The sequence below is a fragment of the Catonella sp. genome (assembly GCF_057250765.1).
The window spans coordinates 48,636-64,277 of record NZ_DBHIEC010000009.1; the positions used below are offsets into that span (position 1 = coordinate 48,636).

The following is a 15,642-nucleotide window of genomic DNA, read 5'->3' on the forward strand; positions in this document are numbered from 1 at the left end:
ATAGTGATACAGATTGTAGACTTCTTAAGCTGCATCTTCATAAAGACTTGTTTTTTAGCAAAAATACATAAATATCATAATTATATATCGGATGATAATCCAAAGTAATTAATACCATCTCTTGTTTTTCTCAATATTTTACATATTTGTACATTTACTTTTTTTATGATTGTTATATAATTAGGTTGAGAATTTTTACTTTATTTTGTTCAGACCAGAAAGGAAATATTATGTCTTTTGATGGAACAGTGGTGGCAGGCATAACCTATGAGCTTCGCACCTGCCTTACCGGTGGCTATATAACAAAGATTGCACAGCCTGAGAAGGATGCCCTCGTGCTTACCGTTAAAAATAACAGAACTCAATATAGACTTTTTTTATCTGCCAACGCTTCTCTTCCTCTTGCATACATTACAGAGGAGAGCCGCAAGTCGCCCTTGACAGCTCCAAACTTTTGCATGCTTCTTAGGAAACATCTGGGAAGTGCTAAAATACTAGACATCTCACAGCCGGGGCTTGAGAGAATAATAAGAATTAAGACCGAGCATTTGGATGAGATGGGCGACCTCTCAGTGAAACAGTTAGTCATAGAGCTAATGGGAAAATACAGCAATATCATCCTCCTAGATGATGAAGAAAAAGTAATAGACAGTATAAAACATGTATCCCTGCTTGTAAGCTCGGTCAGAGAGATACTTCCGGGGAGAAGCTACTTTGTGCCTGAGCAGGAGGGTAGGATAAACCCCTTTGATGCTGATTATGACTACTTTGTAAATGTGATAGCAGGTAAGCCAAATGCCATAGGAAAGGCAATTTATACCTCACTTACGGGCTTCTCTCCTCAGATAGCTAATGAAATCTGCTCTCTTTCAGGGCTTGACGCAGACCAGTCCACAGCCTCACTTAATGCAGAGAATATAAATGAGCTTTTTAAGAATTTTAGTAAATTTATAAGTCTCATCCAAAAAGGTGAATTCACCCCTACAATATACTATGGTAATAACCTCGAGCCTAAGGCTTTTGCTGCTTTTTCTCTCAGCATTTATGAGACTATGGAGAGTAAGACCTTTTCCAGTCTTTCATCCCTCCTTGAGGAGTTCTACAATTCAAAGGATAAGAATGACAGAATGAGGCAAAAGTCAGCAGACCTAAGAAAGCTCATAACCAACGCTATATCAAGGACTGCTAACAAGCTTGATATATTTGCTAAGCAGCTTAGAGATACCGAAAATAGAGATAAATTCAGGATATACGGAGAACTGATAACTACCTACGGCTATCAGGCAAAGGAGGGAGATAAGGTGCTTACCTGTACTGATTACTATTCAGGTAAGGAAGTTAATATAAGCCTTGATACAACCATCCCTGTTATGGCAAATGCTAAAAAATACTTTGATAAATATGCCCGTCTTAAAAGAACTTATGAGGCTGTGATTTCACAGCAAGAGGAGGCCGAGGCTGAATTAAGCCACTTAGAGTCAATCAAGGTGTCACTTGAATTAGCAGAAAATGAGGAAGACCTTGCAGAAATCAGGAAAGAGCTTGAAAGTGCAGGCTATGCCAAGAAAACAGGAATAAACTCTAAAAAGGGTAAGGCAAAAGAAGCTAAGGGAACTCCACTTCACTTTGTATCAAGCGATGGATTTGACATCTACGTGGGGAAAAATAATATACAAAATGATTATCTCACATTCAAGTTAGCTGCTAACAATGACTGGTGGTTCCATGCTAAAAAATGTGCAGGCTCTCATGTCCTCCTCGTGACAAACGGCAGGGAGGTTCCTGACAGAGCCTTTGAAGAGGCGGGAAAGCTTGCCCTTCACTACTCAAGTGTAAATACCTCATCCTCCCTTAAGGGTGATGGAACTAAGCATGACGTGGACTATGTACAGAAAAAAGAGATAAAGAAGCCAAACGGTGCAAAGCCCGGCTTTGTAGTTTACTATACCAATTACTCTCTAACAACTGATTCTGATATATCAGAACTTAGACAGATATAGGAGGCAGATATGATAATAGCAGATATGCACACACATTCAGATTTTTCGGGAGATTCGGAAACTCCTATGGAAAAACAGGCTGAAAAAGCCGTTAAACTAGGTCTGAAACATTATTGTTTTACCGACCACGAAGACCTGTATTACCCTGAGGTACAGGATGAATATGGTAATCCCGTCAATATATTTAAGCTAGATGTTCCTAATTATATCACTAAGATAAAAGAGTTGAAAAGTAATTTTGACGGGAAGTTAAACATCCTTACAGGTATAGAGCTTGGACTTTGTGAAAAAGCCTTGCCTGAATACGAGGAGTTATTAAAGGAGAATAACTTTGACTTTGTCATTGGCTCCATCCATCTTATAGACGGAATGGATCCTTATTATCCGAATTTTTGGCTATACCACGACAGCAAAAATGCTGTGCAGAGGTATTTTACTATAATGCTTGATATGATAAACAAGTTTGCCGACTTTGATACCTTGGGTCATCTCGATTATATCTTTAGATACATAAGAGATGAGGCAGGGAACCCCGGCGAATCCCACTATGCATACAGGGAATATGCCAGTCTCATAGATCCGATACTTAAGAGAGTAATTGAGCTTGATAAGGCTCTTGAGGTAAATACTGCAGGATATAAATACGGTCTTGGAGTGCCAAATCCACAGCCTGAGGTACTTAAACGCTACATAAAGCTTGGTGGCACAAAAATAACCATAGGCTCAGATGGCCATAAACCTGAACATCTTGCCTATGATTTTAATAAATGTGAAGTCCTCTTAAAAGAACTGGGCTTTGACGGATATTATATTTTTGAAAATAGAAAGCCAATAAAAATCAACTTCTAACTATCCTGCCACCGCAGACAACTTCGCCTGCCTCGTTGTAGACCACTAAGGTCTGCCCCGGGGCAGATGCTCTTTGCGGCTCTAGAAACTCTGCCACCACTCTCTCTCCATCAAAGGAGAGCTTGCAGTCTCCGCCCTTATGGTTATATCTTATCTTTGCCATATAGGTCTTGTCGCCACTCTCTATCTCTTCCTTGGTTTCAGCCATGAAGTTAACCCTTTCAGCCACTACTCTAGTGCTAAAGAGTCCTTCATTGTCAGAAAGTACCACCTCATTAGTCTCAGGCCTTATTTCTTTTACAAACATCGGCTTTCCAAATGTAATTCCAAGTCCTTTTCTCTGACCTACGGTGTAATGCACTATTCCTCTGTGCTCTCCCAAAACCTTGCCGCTCACATCTATAAAGTTGCCCTTTTTAGCCACTATTCCATATTCATTTTCAAGATAGGCCGCATAATCTCCATCAGGTATGAAGCAAATCTCCATACTGTCAGGCTTTGAGGCTACCTCTATTCCCGCCTTTTGGGCTATCTTCCTAACCTCGCTCTTTTCATAATCTCCTATAGGAAGCAGGGTTTTCTTTAACTGTTCCTGAGTAAGATTGCAAAGGGCATAGGTCTGGTCCTTTGCAGCCGTATGTGAGTTTGCTATAGAGTATCTTCCGTTTGGGAGTTCTCTTATCTTGGCATAATGGCCTGTCGCCACATAGTCTGCTCCAAAAATTTGGGCCCCCTTAAAGAGAGCCTCCCACTTTACCATTCTGTTACAAAGGGTGCAGGGATTTGGAGTTTGCCCATTCTTATACGAATCCGCAAAATAATCCATAACATTATCACGGAATCTTCCTCTTACATCTATTATCTCATAAGGTATGCCAAGATGGCTGGCAACCCTTGCCGCATCTTCCTTTGCCTTGCTTCCAAGACAGCCTCCGTTTACCGTATCGATAGCTCCTTCTGTCCATATATCCATGGTAACACCATAAACCTCATAGCCCTCCTCCTTTAAGAGATAGGCAGCTACTGATGAATCTACCCCTCCGGACATTCCAACTACTACTTTCTTTGACATTTTTCTCCTTTATCTTCTGTTACATACGGGGCTTGCACTCTTATCCCCACCGTTTTCTTCTATCAGGTGTTTACCATCTCTAGCAAGCTCAGATATCATCAGGTTGTTTACTGCCTGATTTATACTATCAGATATCCTCTTCCACACAAATTTGGTCACACAGGTCTCTGCTCCCTCACAAAAGTCTCCCGAGCCATCTATCTCGGCACAGTCAACCGGATTTAGGTCTCCTTCAAGAACTCTTAGCACCTCTCCTACAGAGATTTCCTCCGCAGGCCTTGCAAGCACATAGCCTCCTTGGGCACCTCTTAAGCTATTGACAATCCCTGCTTTTTTAAGCATGGCTATAAGTCTCTCAAGATAGTTCTCCGATATACACTGTCTTGCCGCTATGCTGCTAACTGATGAAGCCTCATCATGCATAGCTATATCAAGTACGGCCTTTAGCCCATACCTACCTTTAGTAGAAATCTTCATTTAAATCTCCTATTTCACTGATTCTCACTGCTATATAAATATAAATAATCCTATGTTTCTTATAAAGCCTGACTTAAAAAAGCGGTTCTTAATAAGACTCACCCTTCTTCCTATAAATCCCCTATCCTTAAGCTTTACAAATTCTTCAGTTATCTTTTTCTTATCAGGAGGGAGGCTGTCTCCAAAGTATAAGAGAAACTCCTCTGCCTGCTCTATATTTTGATAAATCCTCTGCCTTATTTCCTTAAACTTGCTGATTCTGCTTACAAAGTATGAGCCAAAGGTCTCTCCACCCACTACATTGCCTCCATGCTGCCTGTAGTATTCGGTAAATCCCTTAACTTCTCCTATTCTTCCAAGTCCTGCAGTTATCAGACCAAACCACCAGTCGTGCATCTTGGCCTTTTTATATGGGATGAGTCCCTTTTCTTCAGCTTTTAGCTCTGCATCCACCAAAGCTTTGTTCATCATAACAGTTCCACCTATGAATTTATTCTCCATAAGGAGGTAATTAAGGGCTATCTTAGTATTATCAACCTTTTCTGCCTTAAAATAAGAATCTGCCGTCACTTTAAGGTTTTTATCCGTAATTGCCACATCGGAAAACACAAGGGCAGGTCTCCCCCCCTCTATTTCCTTTATTTTAGCAAGTGAGCGGCTTATTTTATCCTCCACCCACACATCATCCTGGTCAGAAAAACAAAAGTACTCTGCCTCTGGTGCAAGTTCTATCGCAACCTTCTTAATTCCGTTAAAGAAATTCCCTGCCGCACCAAAGTTCTCTCTATTCTTTTCAAAATATATCTTATCAGGATAGTTTTTAATAAACTCCTTAACTATAATCTCGGTATTATCCTTAGAGCCATCATCAAAGATGAAGAGCTTCCAGTCCTTACAGTCACCCGCTATTATTGAGCCAATCTGTTCTTTGATGTATTTTTCACCGTTGTACACACCCATTATTATTGCAATCATTTAAAATAATCCTTATTCATACAGAATTTAAGCACCAGCTTCTTAGGCAGCCTGTCATAGTTCTTGCCTAGCTTATAGCCTATTAGCTTAGCACCACTGTGAAATACAAGCTTAGGAAGCAGATAAAACTTCCCCTTCCTTAATAAGTGAACGGCGATATCCTTTACAAGCCTGCCACCCTCCTTATATGAGGATACCTTTGAAAATACTTCCCTGTACTCCCTGTGTGAGGCTCCTAGGTCAAAGTTCCTGCTAAACTGCTGCCACAGGCTGTATTCGTGGTAGTGAACCACCCTTGCATCCGCCTTATATACCACCTTGTAGCCAAGCTCCATAACCTTAGCCGCCATCAGCATGTCCTCATTAAACACCGTAGGATGTACAAAGCCTCCTGCTTCCTCATAAATCTGCTTTTTGTAGGCAGCACAGACATCGGAGCAAAACCAGGCCTTTATCCCCATGGTCTCTATATCCTCAACCGTCTTAATCCTGTCCTTGTCAGGGTAATTAAACTCTCTCGTATATCTTTCAATCTCCCCAGCCTTTTCATCAGTTTCCTGTCTGGCATAGGCTATTGCAACCTTTTCGTCATTAAAGCCTGAAAGCAGGTTAGAAAAAAGCCTGCCATCTTTAGGTCTTGCATCCTGCGTCATACAGACAAAAACATCAGACTCAGACATCTTAGCCCCAAGTCTTCTGGTAGCACCATGGTCAAATTCCGACTTCTTAATATGGGTTACCTTCACAGGCAGTATCTCCTCATATTCCTTTTTCCAGAATTTCTCTTCCGTATTGATTATATAAATGTTATCAGGCCTTAAAGTCTGGATAAGAATTCCCTTAAGCAAAGCCCTAAGCTCTTCTCCAGGCTTGTAAGTGGGTATAATAATATCAAAGGTCATAAGTATTCTTCTTTCTCAGTTTTTAAAATCACTATCTTTTTCTACTCGTATCATAAAGTATAACAAATAGACATCTGTCTGTAAATATGGAAAGAGCCACAAAGCATTGCTGCCTTGTGGCTTTTCTTGTTTATAGGGGAAGTTTTGTTGGGCAAAGTTATTAAGTATATCTATTATCTCTTGAGGTTGATAAGCTCTTCAAGAATTGAATCTGTTGTAGTGATTGTTCTTGAGTTAGCCTGGAAACCTCTCTGTGTAGTAATCATATCTGTAAACTGTGCAGCAAGGTCTACGTTTGACATCTCAAGCATACCTGTGCTTATCTTGCCGCCTTCTGAAGTAACGTCTTTTCCAACACCGTCAAACCTGCCTGAGTTCATAGTCTCTACGAAGTTACTATTACCTACAGATTCAAGTCCTGCAGGGTTCTTGAAGTTTGCTACAGCAATCTGACCAAGGAGCTTAAGATCTCCGTTGTCATAAGAACCGTAAATCTTACCTGAGCTGTCAATGGAAGCACCCTTTAAGGTACCCTTCATCTTACCCTTACCGTTACCGTCTACATCACCCATGGTGGATTCAATCTTAGATGATGTTGAGCTAGCAAACATTGTCATCTGTGAGAAGTCAATCTCGATGTTCTTGAATGGGTTAGGTGACTTACCACCGATATTTAAGAACATTTTCTTAATGTTGGCGTTTTCATCAAGACCTGTTGAATCATAAGCAGGATCTGCTCCGTCAGCAGCAAGGCTCTTGAACTTACCTGTAGTTCCGTCAAATACAGCCATAAATGCAAAGTTATCAGCAAAAGTAAGCTTACCGTCTGTTACATCAGGTGCACCAACACCACTTAAATCCTGCTTCTCAGTGGTAACGTTCGCACCCCAGCCTGTAGCAGTATATTCTGTAGTTCCACTATCATTTGTTGTAGCTGTATAAAGCATAGACTTACCATCTTTAAGTATATCCTTAAGCTCTATGTAGTAAGCATTGTCAGATACTGAACTCTGCTTCATATTAAACTTAGCTGTATACTCATATCCTAAGTTATCATAGAAGTTAGTCTGGAAAGTACGGCCTGCTGAACCTGATGCAAGCTGTGTGTCAGTCTTATCTATGTTTCCTGACATATAAGCTGCTGTTGTAGCTTCAGGATCTGTATACATATTTTCAGGTGCCATAATGTTAAGGTTAGATACAGGACCCGGCTTAGTCTTTTTCTTGTCATCAGGATCTACCTGCCATCCCTGAACCTTAGCTCCGTCTGAAGTTGTAAGTGTACCGTCAGCATCTACTGTAAAAGCACCATTCTTTGTAAAATAAGTTCTTCCCGCATTCTTAGTAATAAAGAATGAATCTCCTGTAAGCATACAGTCGAATGCGTTGTTAGTTGCCTGAGAACCGCCTGCTCCTGATATATTCTTAGATATAGCAGAAACTCCTGCGCCAAGACCGATCTGTTTTGAGTTAATACCTGCTACATCTGATTCCTTGTTAGGACCTGATGAAGACTGAGTAGTCTGATAGAAAACATCAGAAAATACTACTGAACTGGACTTAAATCCTACTGTATTAACATTTGCAATATTGTTACCAATAACATCCATCTTGGTCTGGTGTACCTTAAGACCTGCGACACCAGAAAAAAGTGATCTCATCATAATAAATGACCTCCATATTAAACTTTTATTGTTTTGATAAGTGTTTCATCTGTCATTCAGAAACAAAAGCCTCCATAAAGGTCCGGCTTTAGCTTATCACAGCTCCATCAATATTTGTGAAAATCTTATCTTCACTATCTCCTACAGCAGTTACTACAGTGTTGTTTTTTACATTTACTATAAATGCAAGCTCATCAACTACTATAAGTGATTCTTTGATTCCCTTCTGCCTTGCTCTGTCAGTTCCTTCTGAAAGCCTTAACATCTGTTCATTTGAAAGATTGATATTACGACTGGCAAGTCTTTCATTGGCATGCTTTGAAAACTTGAGTGTTCCTTCGTCTTTTTGAGCCTGACTTAGAAGTACATCTCTAAAGCTATTCCCCTTAAGGGCGGCCGCATCTTGGTTTTTGTTTTCCTGCTTGCCAAGATATTTACCTCTAATCTGCTCAATGGAGCCCAAACTTCCATTATTTATATTCACATCCTCACCTCCACAAAGATAATATCGGCTAACCTATGTTAAAAATTAATACCTTTTACCACTACTCCAAAATATTTTTCATAGGAAATATTATTGCAATCTCCTATGAAAAACTCTTGGGTTATTTCTGGCCTCAAAATATTCGTTATTCGTTCATTTTCATAAAATAACTATGTACTCTTGGAGCAGGTAGGACATATTTCCTTATATAATTAAGGAGTAGTTGTTGTATCTGCAGGTTTTGCTGATTCAGGAGTTGCTGGTTTTGCAGCCTCTACCGGTTTTGCTGATTCCGCCTGATTAGCAGGCTCGGCAGGCTTTGCAGGCTCTGCCTTCTTTGGAAGATCTCCCTCAGAAATAGTTACTGATAGATTGGTATTGCTATGTGTTCCAAAGTCATTGTTGAACTTAACATCTATCTGATAATGTCCCTTCTTTAAGTCCTTAAACGCATCCGGATAAACAGTTACCAGTCCTTCTTCGTCAATAGTGAAGTTCTTAGCAGGGATGTCATTGCCGTTTATGCTAAGTGCAAGCCCTGTAGCCTTTCCTGCACCCTGTCCCATATGTACCTGAAACTTCATCACTTCAGGGTGGTCTTTATTAAACTTCAAATCCTTGTTCTCAACCTTAGGAATCACATTGCCCTTTATATAGTCAGGGTTAATGATTGACTGAAGGTCTGATGACGGATAGAGATTGCCATCTATTGACAGATATGACTTGTTGCCCTTAACGGATACGAAGTCAACCTTTCCGCTTATTGTGGATTCTTTGCCATCAGCATTCTTGGTGGCCACTATTACATCCTGACCAATTAGACCAAAAGCCTGTGAATTGGTCATTACAGCATTCATGTTCTGCATCTGCTCGAGTGTAGAGTAGGTCGCAAGCTGAGATACCCACTCGGTATTACTCTGTGGCTGCATTGGATCCTGATTCTCCATCTGTGCAACGAGAAGTTTAAGAAATGACTCTTTACCAAGCTTATTTAGCTCATCAGCAGTCTTAATTTTTTCTATATTGTTGGTCTTGCTAATAACACCATCTATTACCTGTGCCTGAAGACCACTGTCAGTTCTTGTAGAACTGTAATTTGTATTAAAATCGCTCATATTCTACCTTTCTATAATTAGGCACCGAGGTTAATATTGCTTCCTGTATCTCCGTCAGTATAAGCTCTAATTGCCTCCTCAGGTGAAGTCATCACATAATCTATTCCTTCATCACCATCAATTGCAAAAGTTCTGTTTCTTTTGCCGGAATTCTTCTTACCTTCTTCACCTGTATTCTTTCCCTGATCGTTGCTTCCGATTCCATTTTCGCTAATCATGACAGAAACCTCTGATACCTTAAGTCCCTGATTTTCAAAATTTAATTTAAGGTCTGCAATCTGGCTCTCAAGTGCAGCCTTTGCCTGTGCATTTTCCACCCTAAATTCTGCCTGTAATATCCCATTTTTAGAGGATACATTTACTGCTACCTTACCAAGCATGGCGGGTGTAAGCATAAATTCAAGACTTGTCCTATCAGGTGCATGTAAGTTCTTTATCTGGCTTGTAACCTGATTAAGTATATCTCTTGCTGTAGTTCCCTCAGGTAGTGAGTTCATCCCTTCAAGCTTTTGAAGGTTTGCAGCTATATTGTCAAATAGGTTCTGATTAGGAGCTGAAACGTCTTCTACAGCAGTAGTCTGATTGTTCTCGCGTGAATTAGAACTGCTTTGTTCAAATCCTGACTGAGTATGTGCACCTGCCAACGCATTTTTATCTGCCATAGCAGAAAATGCAGCAAGTTCTTCTGCGCTGCCGGTCTCATCTACTTCCTTACCAGAAGTCTCCTCCTTCTTAGGTGCGGAGGCTTCTACATTATCACTCTTTACAAACTTTGTAAGAAGCTCATCTGTTTTAACCGCAACCTCCTCAGGTATGACTATTGTATCCGGCATCTGTGCATCATCTGTGACTCCTTCTGTCATTCCGGAAGTCATTTGCCCCATCTCAGCAAGGTGAGCATTTATTATATCAGATATGTTTCCCAAATCCTTAAATGCCTCATCATTTGTGAGTATAGCTGAAATATCTGTAAGTCCGTTAGCTTCAGTAACAAGACCTTTCCAGCTGTTAATGTCCAGCAAATCTGCAGATGTTAAATCGTTGTTGACAATATAATCTTTAACTGTAGTTTCGTCAATTCCTGTCTTATCAGAAATCTGAGTAAACATACTTGCAATTATTGCCATTAAAGACTCTGCCTTTTCATCCTGCCCTTCACCACTTTTTGTCTCTTCGACAGCAGTTCCAAGTGAACTATCCTTAGTAGTCTTATAACTATCATTTTTTACCTTATAAGCCTCGTTTTTCTTGTCAGTATTCATCTTGTCATTTGGCTTACCAGTTGTCTGATTGTTATCAGCCTCTACCTTACTGTCTTCCTTGTAGTACTTTTCAGAGACTATGCTGTTGCTTCCCTTAGCCTCCTTAGTTCCGCCCTTAGATGCTGATGTAGCACTCTCTTTACCTAATATATCAGAGAATGAACCATCCGCTTTGACGGACTGTACCTTAGCCTTGGAAGAAACTGCAGGTGAAACAGCATTAATCTGAGCTGTTACCATAAAAAATCTCCCTTCTATCCGTTATACATATGGCATAAAATATACCCTACAACTAATATCGGATAAAAAGGAGCAAAACTTAAGCTTATCTTGATTGCATTATTGAAATTTTTTTCGTTATCTTGGCGGCCATGTTTGCATCCATCTTGGCAAGTATGGCCCCGGCTTCTTTGGTCTTCATATGAAGTAAAATATTGGCAACCAAATCAAGGTCTCCACCCATACCGTTTAATATGGCCGCTGCTTCTTCGGGCTTCATGCTCTTATACATTTCAGCCTGCTCTATAAGCTTCTTTTCAGTATCCTGCTGTTCAACCACCTGTCTGTATATCTCAGCAGCATTGTCAGGATCTATGGATTCGTAGTATTTCTTATATTCTTCTATATCCGGTGCCTTGTCATTAAAGACTACCTCTTTATCAAACTTATCCTTCTCCTTCTGAAACTGGAGCTGGTTCTCTTCAAAGGTCTTAAGCCTTGCAACCTCAGCCTCCAGCTGGGCAAGGTAATTAGCATTGCCTTTCTTAGTTCCGTTTGCTGCAGCAAGCTCGGCTTCAAGCTCACTTATTCTATCCATTGCCTCAGGTAGATTTTTATAAGGATAGTTGTTCTCCTCTGCAGCCTGCTCATCAGGAATATCAGGCAATATCTGATTGATGCCCGGTATGTCTTTAAGCATTGGCCTAAGCACAGTGGAGCCAAAGCCACCCACATCATACTTTATAAGGAGGGCAAATATAGCAAGCCAAATGGCTACAATGAAAATCACGATAATGATGGTAAGTATCCTGCTAAATATGCCTTCTTTTTCCTCACTTTTTTTCTTCTTGTCTTTCTTTTTTCCCTTAGACTGGCCTGAATCTTCTACTTCATCCAGATTGTCAAGCTCATCCATCTCATCTATATCAGCCATCTATCCTCCATTTTTCTGAATTTACATCAGATCCATATTTATAAGCTACAAGCTCGTCTACCATAGCCGCTTCCTCGTATGCGACTTCTTTTACAAATCTGTCAAAATTCCGTTCTCTAAGCTTTTCCTGAATCTTTCTCTCCTTCATAGCCTCACCCATCTTGTCCTGTTCTATGGCAACCTTGCCGCGAGCCTTTTTTACTTCTATCTTCTGGCGGCTGATAACATCATCCATGCTCTCATAAGCAAGGGTACTCATCCTTATTTTATGGACATTTAGCTTATTTTTACAGGATTCACGCAAGGCTTCCTGATATTCATTTTTTCTTTCATATAACTCTTTAAGCTTGTCCTCTTCCTCATTTAGGTTGATTCTGGCTGCAGCCAAATCCATTTTCTGCTGTTCTTCAAGCTTCATCTTCAGTTCCAGGATGTTTTGCATCCTATACTTAAATTTCGCCATATTCCACCTTATTCTTTAATGAATGTTCATGGTAGGGGATAAATACTTATTCAGCCTCGGCAAATATCGACCTTAATCCCTCTATCTCATCTTCAAACAAAAACTTTTCATCAGTACTCTGCATTAAAAACGCATTTACTTCTTTTATCTTGCTTATAGCAAAGTCAATATCAGGGTTGGCTCCTGCCTTGTACGCCCCTATATTGATAAGATCCTCTGCTCCATTATAGGTCGCCATTACTGTTTTCATTGTCCCTGCAAGCCTCTTATGCTCCTTAGTTACGATTGATGACATACATCTTGACACACTTTGAAGTACATCTATGGCAGGGTAATGATTCTTCTGAGCCAAGGCTCTTGAAAGAATGAAGTGTCCATCAAGTATACCTCTTGCGGTATCTGCTATAGGTTCATTCATATCATCACCGTCTACAAGCACTGTGTACAAGCCTGTAATCGAACCTTTTTCTCCATTCCCTGCTCTTTCAAGGAGCTTAGGCATCTCTGAATATACACTTGGCGGGTAGCCTCTGGTTACAGGTGGTTCACCGCTCGCAAGTCCTATCTCTCGCTGAGCCATAGAAAAACGGGTAAGTGAGTCCATCATAAGTAGTACATCCTCCCCTTTGTCTCTAAAGAATTCAGCTATAGCTGTAGCAGTCTTTGCAGCCTTCTTTCTGATAAGGGCCGGCTGATCGGAGGTAGCCACAACAACTACTGAGCGTTTCATACCCTCTTCTCCAAGGTCACGTTCTATAAACTCTCTAACCTCCCTGCCTCGCTCTCCTATCAGGGCGATTACGTTGATGCTTGCCTTGGTATTTCTTGCAAACATACCCATAAGCGTACTCTTGCCTACACCTGAACCGGCAAATATACCCACTCTCTGCCCTTTACCTATGGTAAGGAGAGAATCTACAGCCTTCACTCCAAGAGGTAGAACTTCCTCTATCATCTGTCTTGCAAAAGGATCAGGCGGCATAGCCTCAACAGAGTAGCTGTCCTCTTTCTCAAAGGTCCCATCAGATGCTATAGGCCTTCCCAGTCCGTCTACAGCCATTCCAAGCATATCGTAACCTACTGCAACGTGAAAAGGAGCTCCTGTACTTTCAACAAGGCTCCCTATACCAACACCCTCAACATCTCCATAGGGCATCAGCAAAATACGGTTATCTCTGAATCCAACCACCTCTGCGTAGGTTCCCTTGTCGGATTTATTATTGGAATATATTATACATAAATCATTTATATTGGCACTAGGCCCGAGGGATTCGATTGTAAGCCCTATGAGCCTTGTAACCTTGCCGTACTTTTTTTCCAGTGGCTGGTCTAAAAGGGAATAATACTTATTAACGTTGAACAATACTATTACCCTCCTATCATTTTAATCATCCTTCTTTTTGCCTCCTCCTGCAAGAAGCCTTATGGAATTGACAAGAGTTGTAAGTCTCGTGTCAAGTCCGGTATCAATAACACAGGAGTCAGTCTCTATCTTACAGCTGTTAAGAGGGAGTACCGGATCCGCTATAATTTCTATGTTAACGCGGTCTCCTACTATCTCTCTTATGTAGCTTTCTCTGGTGCTTACATACTCATACTGCTCTTTAGGTACGTGAATAACGTAAAATCGGCTGGAGTCTGCATTATTTATAGCTGCTACAAGCATATTGTAGATGACAGCTTCATACTCGTTGGCAACTATTCCTGTAAGCCTCTCAACATAATTGATTACAAGCTCCGCAAATATAGGCTCAAGCCTCTCTATCTCTGCATTCATTTCCTCCCTAAGCTTCGCTTTTTCATCCTCAAGCTCAAGGAGTTTGTTCTCATATTCTTCCTTAGCCCTAAGCTGTCCTTCCTTGTAGCCTTCCTCAGAGGCAGCTTCTCTAAGGCTTTTCTCCTTTATTTTGGCTTCTTTTACAGCCTGATTCATTATCTGCTTTTTCTGCTCCTTGGCCTCTGCTATAATCTCAGCAGCACGTCTCCTTGCCTCCTCCTCAATCTCCTCAGGAGAAAGCTTTGGTTGTTCTTCTACTGCTATTTCAGGCGAAACTTCAGCCAAAGGCTCTATCTTTCTTACTTCAGGCTCATTTGATGCCATTTCTTCCTGTTCTTTAACAAGATTTGAAAAATAAGAACCAACCCTTGAATTAGAGTCTATCACAAAGCTCGAAGCTTCTTCTCTAGCTCTTGAACCTTTTATAATATTAGACAATTATCTCGTCTCCTCCACCACGTGAAATAATAATTTCTCCTGAATCTTCAAGCTTTCTGATAATATTGACAATCTTCTGCTGTGCCTCCTCAACATCCTTAACACGCACAGGTCCCATAAATTCCATCTCTTCTTTTATCATAGAAGCAAGGCGCTTTGAAAGGTTGGTGAATATTGCAGTCTGAACCTCTTCGCTTACATTCTTTAGAGAAATTGAGAGGTCGTTGTTGTCAACGTCACGAAGTACACGCTGAATTGACTTGTTATCAAGCAGCAGGATATCCTCGAATACGAACATCTTCCTGCGGATCTGGTCAGCAAGCTCAGGTTCTTCAATTTCAAGAGTCTCCATAATATGCTTCTCTGTACCACGGTCAACTGTGTTGAGGATTTCAACAATGCTGTCCACACCACCAACAATAGTATAATCTTGGTTGACAAGAGAATTCAGTTTCTTTTCAAGCACGTCTTCCACTTCCTTTATAACATCAGGAGAAGTCCTATCCATAGTAGCTATACGCCTTGCAACGTCAGGCTGCTTCTCAGGTGGGAGTGAAGACACTACCGCAGCCGCCTGTGATGTTGGCAGGTAAGAAAGTATGAGTGCTATGGTCTGAGGGTGTTCGTCCTGTATAAAGCTTAAGAGCTGTGATGCGTCTGCTTTTCTTACAAATTCAAAAGGCCTAACCTGCAAGCTTGCAGTAAGCTTGCCAATAACTGTCTGAGCCTTGTCTGCTCCAAGAGCCTTCTCAAGAAGGTCTCTCGCATAACCGATACCACCTTCTGAGATATACTGCTGAGCCAGACATATTTCATAAAATTCATCTAAGACAGCATCCTTTATATCCGGAGCCACACTTCTTGTATTGGCTATCTCAAGTGTAAGCTCCTCTATTTCTTCATCTTTAAGATACCTAAACACTGATGATGATTTTTCAGGTCCGAGCGCAATCATAAGGATTGCACCCTTTTCAATACCTGTATATTCGCTATAAGTCTTGTTAGACATTA

Annotated in this window: 15 protein-coding genes; 2 read left to right on the forward strand and 13 right to left on the reverse strand. The window is 40.8% G+C overall.

Going from position 1 to position 15,642, the window contains the following annotated elements:
• Window positions 1-230 precede the first annotated feature (230 nt).
• Both ACO6HM_RS06235 and ACO6HM_RS06240 read left to right on the forward strand, forming a co-directional pair.
• On the forward strand, window positions 231-2,000 hold the full coding sequence (locus ACO6HM_RS06235; protein WP_485390268.1) for an Rqc2 family fibronectin-binding protein: 1,770 nt from the start codon (window positions 231-233) through the stop codon (window positions 1,998-2,000).
• Window positions 2,001-2,009: 9 nt separating this feature from the next.
• Window positions 2,010-2,849 (forward strand): histidinol-phosphatase HisJ family protein, encoded by an 840-nt coding sequence (locus ACO6HM_RS06240; protein WP_485390269.1) that lies wholly within the window; start codon window positions 2,010-2,012, stop codon window positions 2,847-2,849.
• On the opposite strand, the gene mnmA is transcribed toward ACO6HM_RS06240, so the two are convergent.
• From mnmA to fliG, 13 genes are all read right to left on the reverse strand, one after another.
• The gene (mnmA, locus tag ACO6HM_RS06245) at window positions 2,839-3,921 is read right to left on the reverse strand and encodes a tRNA 2-thiouridine(34) synthase MnmA (RefSeq protein WP_485390270.1); all 1,083 of its coding nucleotides are present in this window, start codon (window positions 3,919-3,921) and stop codon (window positions 2,839-2,841) included. The genes ACO6HM_RS06240 and mnmA overlap by 11 nt on opposite strands.
• A 9-nt stretch (window positions 3,922-3,930) precedes the next feature.
• The gene (locus ACO6HM_RS06250; RefSeq protein ID WP_485390271.1) at window positions 3,931-4,398 is read right to left on the reverse strand and encodes an RrF2 family transcriptional regulator; all 468 of its coding nucleotides are present in this window, start codon (window positions 4,396-4,398) and stop codon (window positions 3,931-3,933) included.
• A 30-nt stretch (window positions 4,399-4,428) separates the two neighbouring features.
• On the reverse strand, window positions 4,429-5,373 hold the full coding sequence (locus tag ACO6HM_RS06255; protein WP_485390272.1) for a glycosyltransferase family 2 protein: 945 nt from the start codon (window positions 5,371-5,373) through the stop codon (window positions 4,429-4,431).
• Window positions 5,370-6,275: a glycosyltransferase family 2 protein gene (locus tag ACO6HM_RS06260; RefSeq protein WP_485390273.1), complete on the reverse strand. Its 906-nt coding sequence runs from the start codon at window positions 6,273-6,275 to the stop codon at window positions 5,370-5,372. Before ACO6HM_RS06260 ends, ACO6HM_RS06255 begins: the two co-directional genes overlap by 4 nt.
• Before the next feature lie 173 nt (window positions 6,276-6,448).
• Window positions 6,449-7,939 (reverse strand): flagellar hook protein FlgE, encoded by a 1,491-nt coding sequence (locus ACO6HM_RS06265; RefSeq protein WP_485390274.1) that lies wholly within the window; start codon window positions 7,937-7,939, stop codon window positions 6,449-6,451.
• An 88-nt stretch (window positions 7,940-8,027) separates the two neighbouring features.
• Window positions 8,028-8,423, reverse strand: a complete 396-nt coding sequence (locus ACO6HM_RS06270; RefSeq protein WP_208428299.1) for a TIGR02530 family flagellar biosynthesis protein — start codon at window positions 8,421-8,423, stop codon at window positions 8,028-8,030.
• Between the two features lie 212 nt (window positions 8,424-8,635).
• Window positions 8,636-9,538 (reverse strand): flagellar hook assembly protein FlgD, encoded by a 903-nt coding sequence (locus ACO6HM_RS06275; RefSeq protein WP_485390275.1) that lies wholly within the window; start codon window positions 9,536-9,538, stop codon window positions 8,636-8,638.
• 17 nt (window positions 9,539-9,555) lie between these two features.
• Entirely contained in the window at window positions 9,556-11,040 is a 1,485-nt protein-coding gene (locus ACO6HM_RS06280; protein WP_485390276.1) for a flagellar hook-length control protein FliK, read from the reverse strand.
• A gap of 85 nt (window positions 11,041-11,125) precedes the next feature.
• On the reverse strand, window positions 11,126-11,953 hold the full coding sequence (locus ACO6HM_RS06285; protein WP_485390277.1) for a MotE family protein: 828 nt from the start codon (window positions 11,951-11,953) through the stop codon (window positions 11,126-11,128).
• Window positions 11,946-12,416, reverse strand: a complete 471-nt coding sequence (gene fliJ, locus ACO6HM_RS06290; protein WP_485390278.1) for a flagellar export protein FliJ — start codon at window positions 12,414-12,416, stop codon at window positions 11,946-11,948. The genes ACO6HM_RS06285 and fliJ overlap by 8 nt, the downstream gene beginning before the upstream one ends.
• Before the next feature lie 46 nt (window positions 12,417-12,462).
• Window positions 12,463-13,779, reverse strand: coding sequence for a flagellar protein export ATPase FliI (gene fliI, locus ACO6HM_RS06295; protein ID WP_485390279.1), 1,317 nt, complete (start codon window positions 13,777-13,779; stop codon window positions 12,463-12,465).
• A gap of 21 nt (window positions 13,780-13,800) precedes the next feature.
• A complete protein-coding gene (locus tag ACO6HM_RS06300) occupies window positions 13,801-14,631 on the reverse strand; it encodes a FliH/SctL family protein (protein WP_485390280.1) in 831 nt (276 codons plus the stop codon).
• Window positions 14,624-15,640 carry a flagellar motor switch protein FliG gene (gene fliG / locus ACO6HM_RS06305; protein ID WP_208428293.1) on the reverse strand — a complete coding sequence of 339 codons (1,017 nt, stop codon included), beginning with the start codon at window positions 15,638-15,640 and terminating at the stop codon, window positions 14,624-14,626. The genes ACO6HM_RS06300 and fliG overlap by 8 nt, the downstream gene beginning before the upstream one ends.
• Window positions 15,641-15,642 lie beyond the last annotated feature (2 nt).

Coding starts and splice junctions, on each gene's coding strand:
- mnmA (WP_485390270.1), bottom strand. CDS start 3,921: ATGTCAAAGAAAGTAGTAGTTGGAATGTCCGGAGGGGTAGATTCATCA.
- ACO6HM_RS06250 (WP_485390271.1), bottom strand. CDS start 4,398: ATGAAGATTTCTACTAAAGGTAGGTATGGGCTAAAGGCCGTACTTGAT.
- ACO6HM_RS06275 (WP_485390275.1), bottom strand. CDS start 9,538: ATGAGCGATTTTAATACAAATTACAGTTCTACAAGAACTGACAGTGGT.
- fliG (WP_208428293.1), bottom strand. CDS start 15,640: ATGTCTAACAAGACTTATAGCGAATATACAGGTATTGAAAAGGGTGCA.
- fliJ (WP_485390278.1), bottom strand. CDS start 12,416: ATGGCGAAATTTAAGTATAGGATGCAAAACATCCTGGAACTGAAGATG.
- ACO6HM_RS06240 (WP_485390269.1), top strand. CDS start 2,010: ATGATAATAGCAGATATGCACACACATTCAGATTTTTCGGGAGATTCG.
- ACO6HM_RS06280 (WP_485390276.1), bottom strand. CDS start 11,040: ATGGTAACAGCTCAGATTAATGCTGTTTCACCTGCAGTTTCTTCCAAG.
- ACO6HM_RS06235 (WP_485390268.1), top strand. CDS start 231: ATGTCTTTTGATGGAACAGTGGTGGCAGGCATAACCTATGAGCTTCGC.
- ACO6HM_RS06285 (WP_485390277.1), bottom strand. CDS start 11,953: ATGGCTGATATAGATGAGATGGATGAGCTTGACAATCTGGATGAAGTA.
- ACO6HM_RS06255 (WP_485390272.1), bottom strand. CDS start 5,373: ATGATTGCAATAATAATGGGTGTGTACAACGGTGAAAAATACATCAAA.
- ACO6HM_RS06260 (WP_485390273.1), bottom strand. CDS start 6,275: ATGACCTTTGATATTATTATACCCACTTACAAGCCTGGAGAAGAGCTT.
- ACO6HM_RS06265 (WP_485390274.1), bottom strand. CDS start 7,939: ATGATGAGATCACTTTTTTCTGGTGTCGCAGGTCTTAAGGTACACCAG.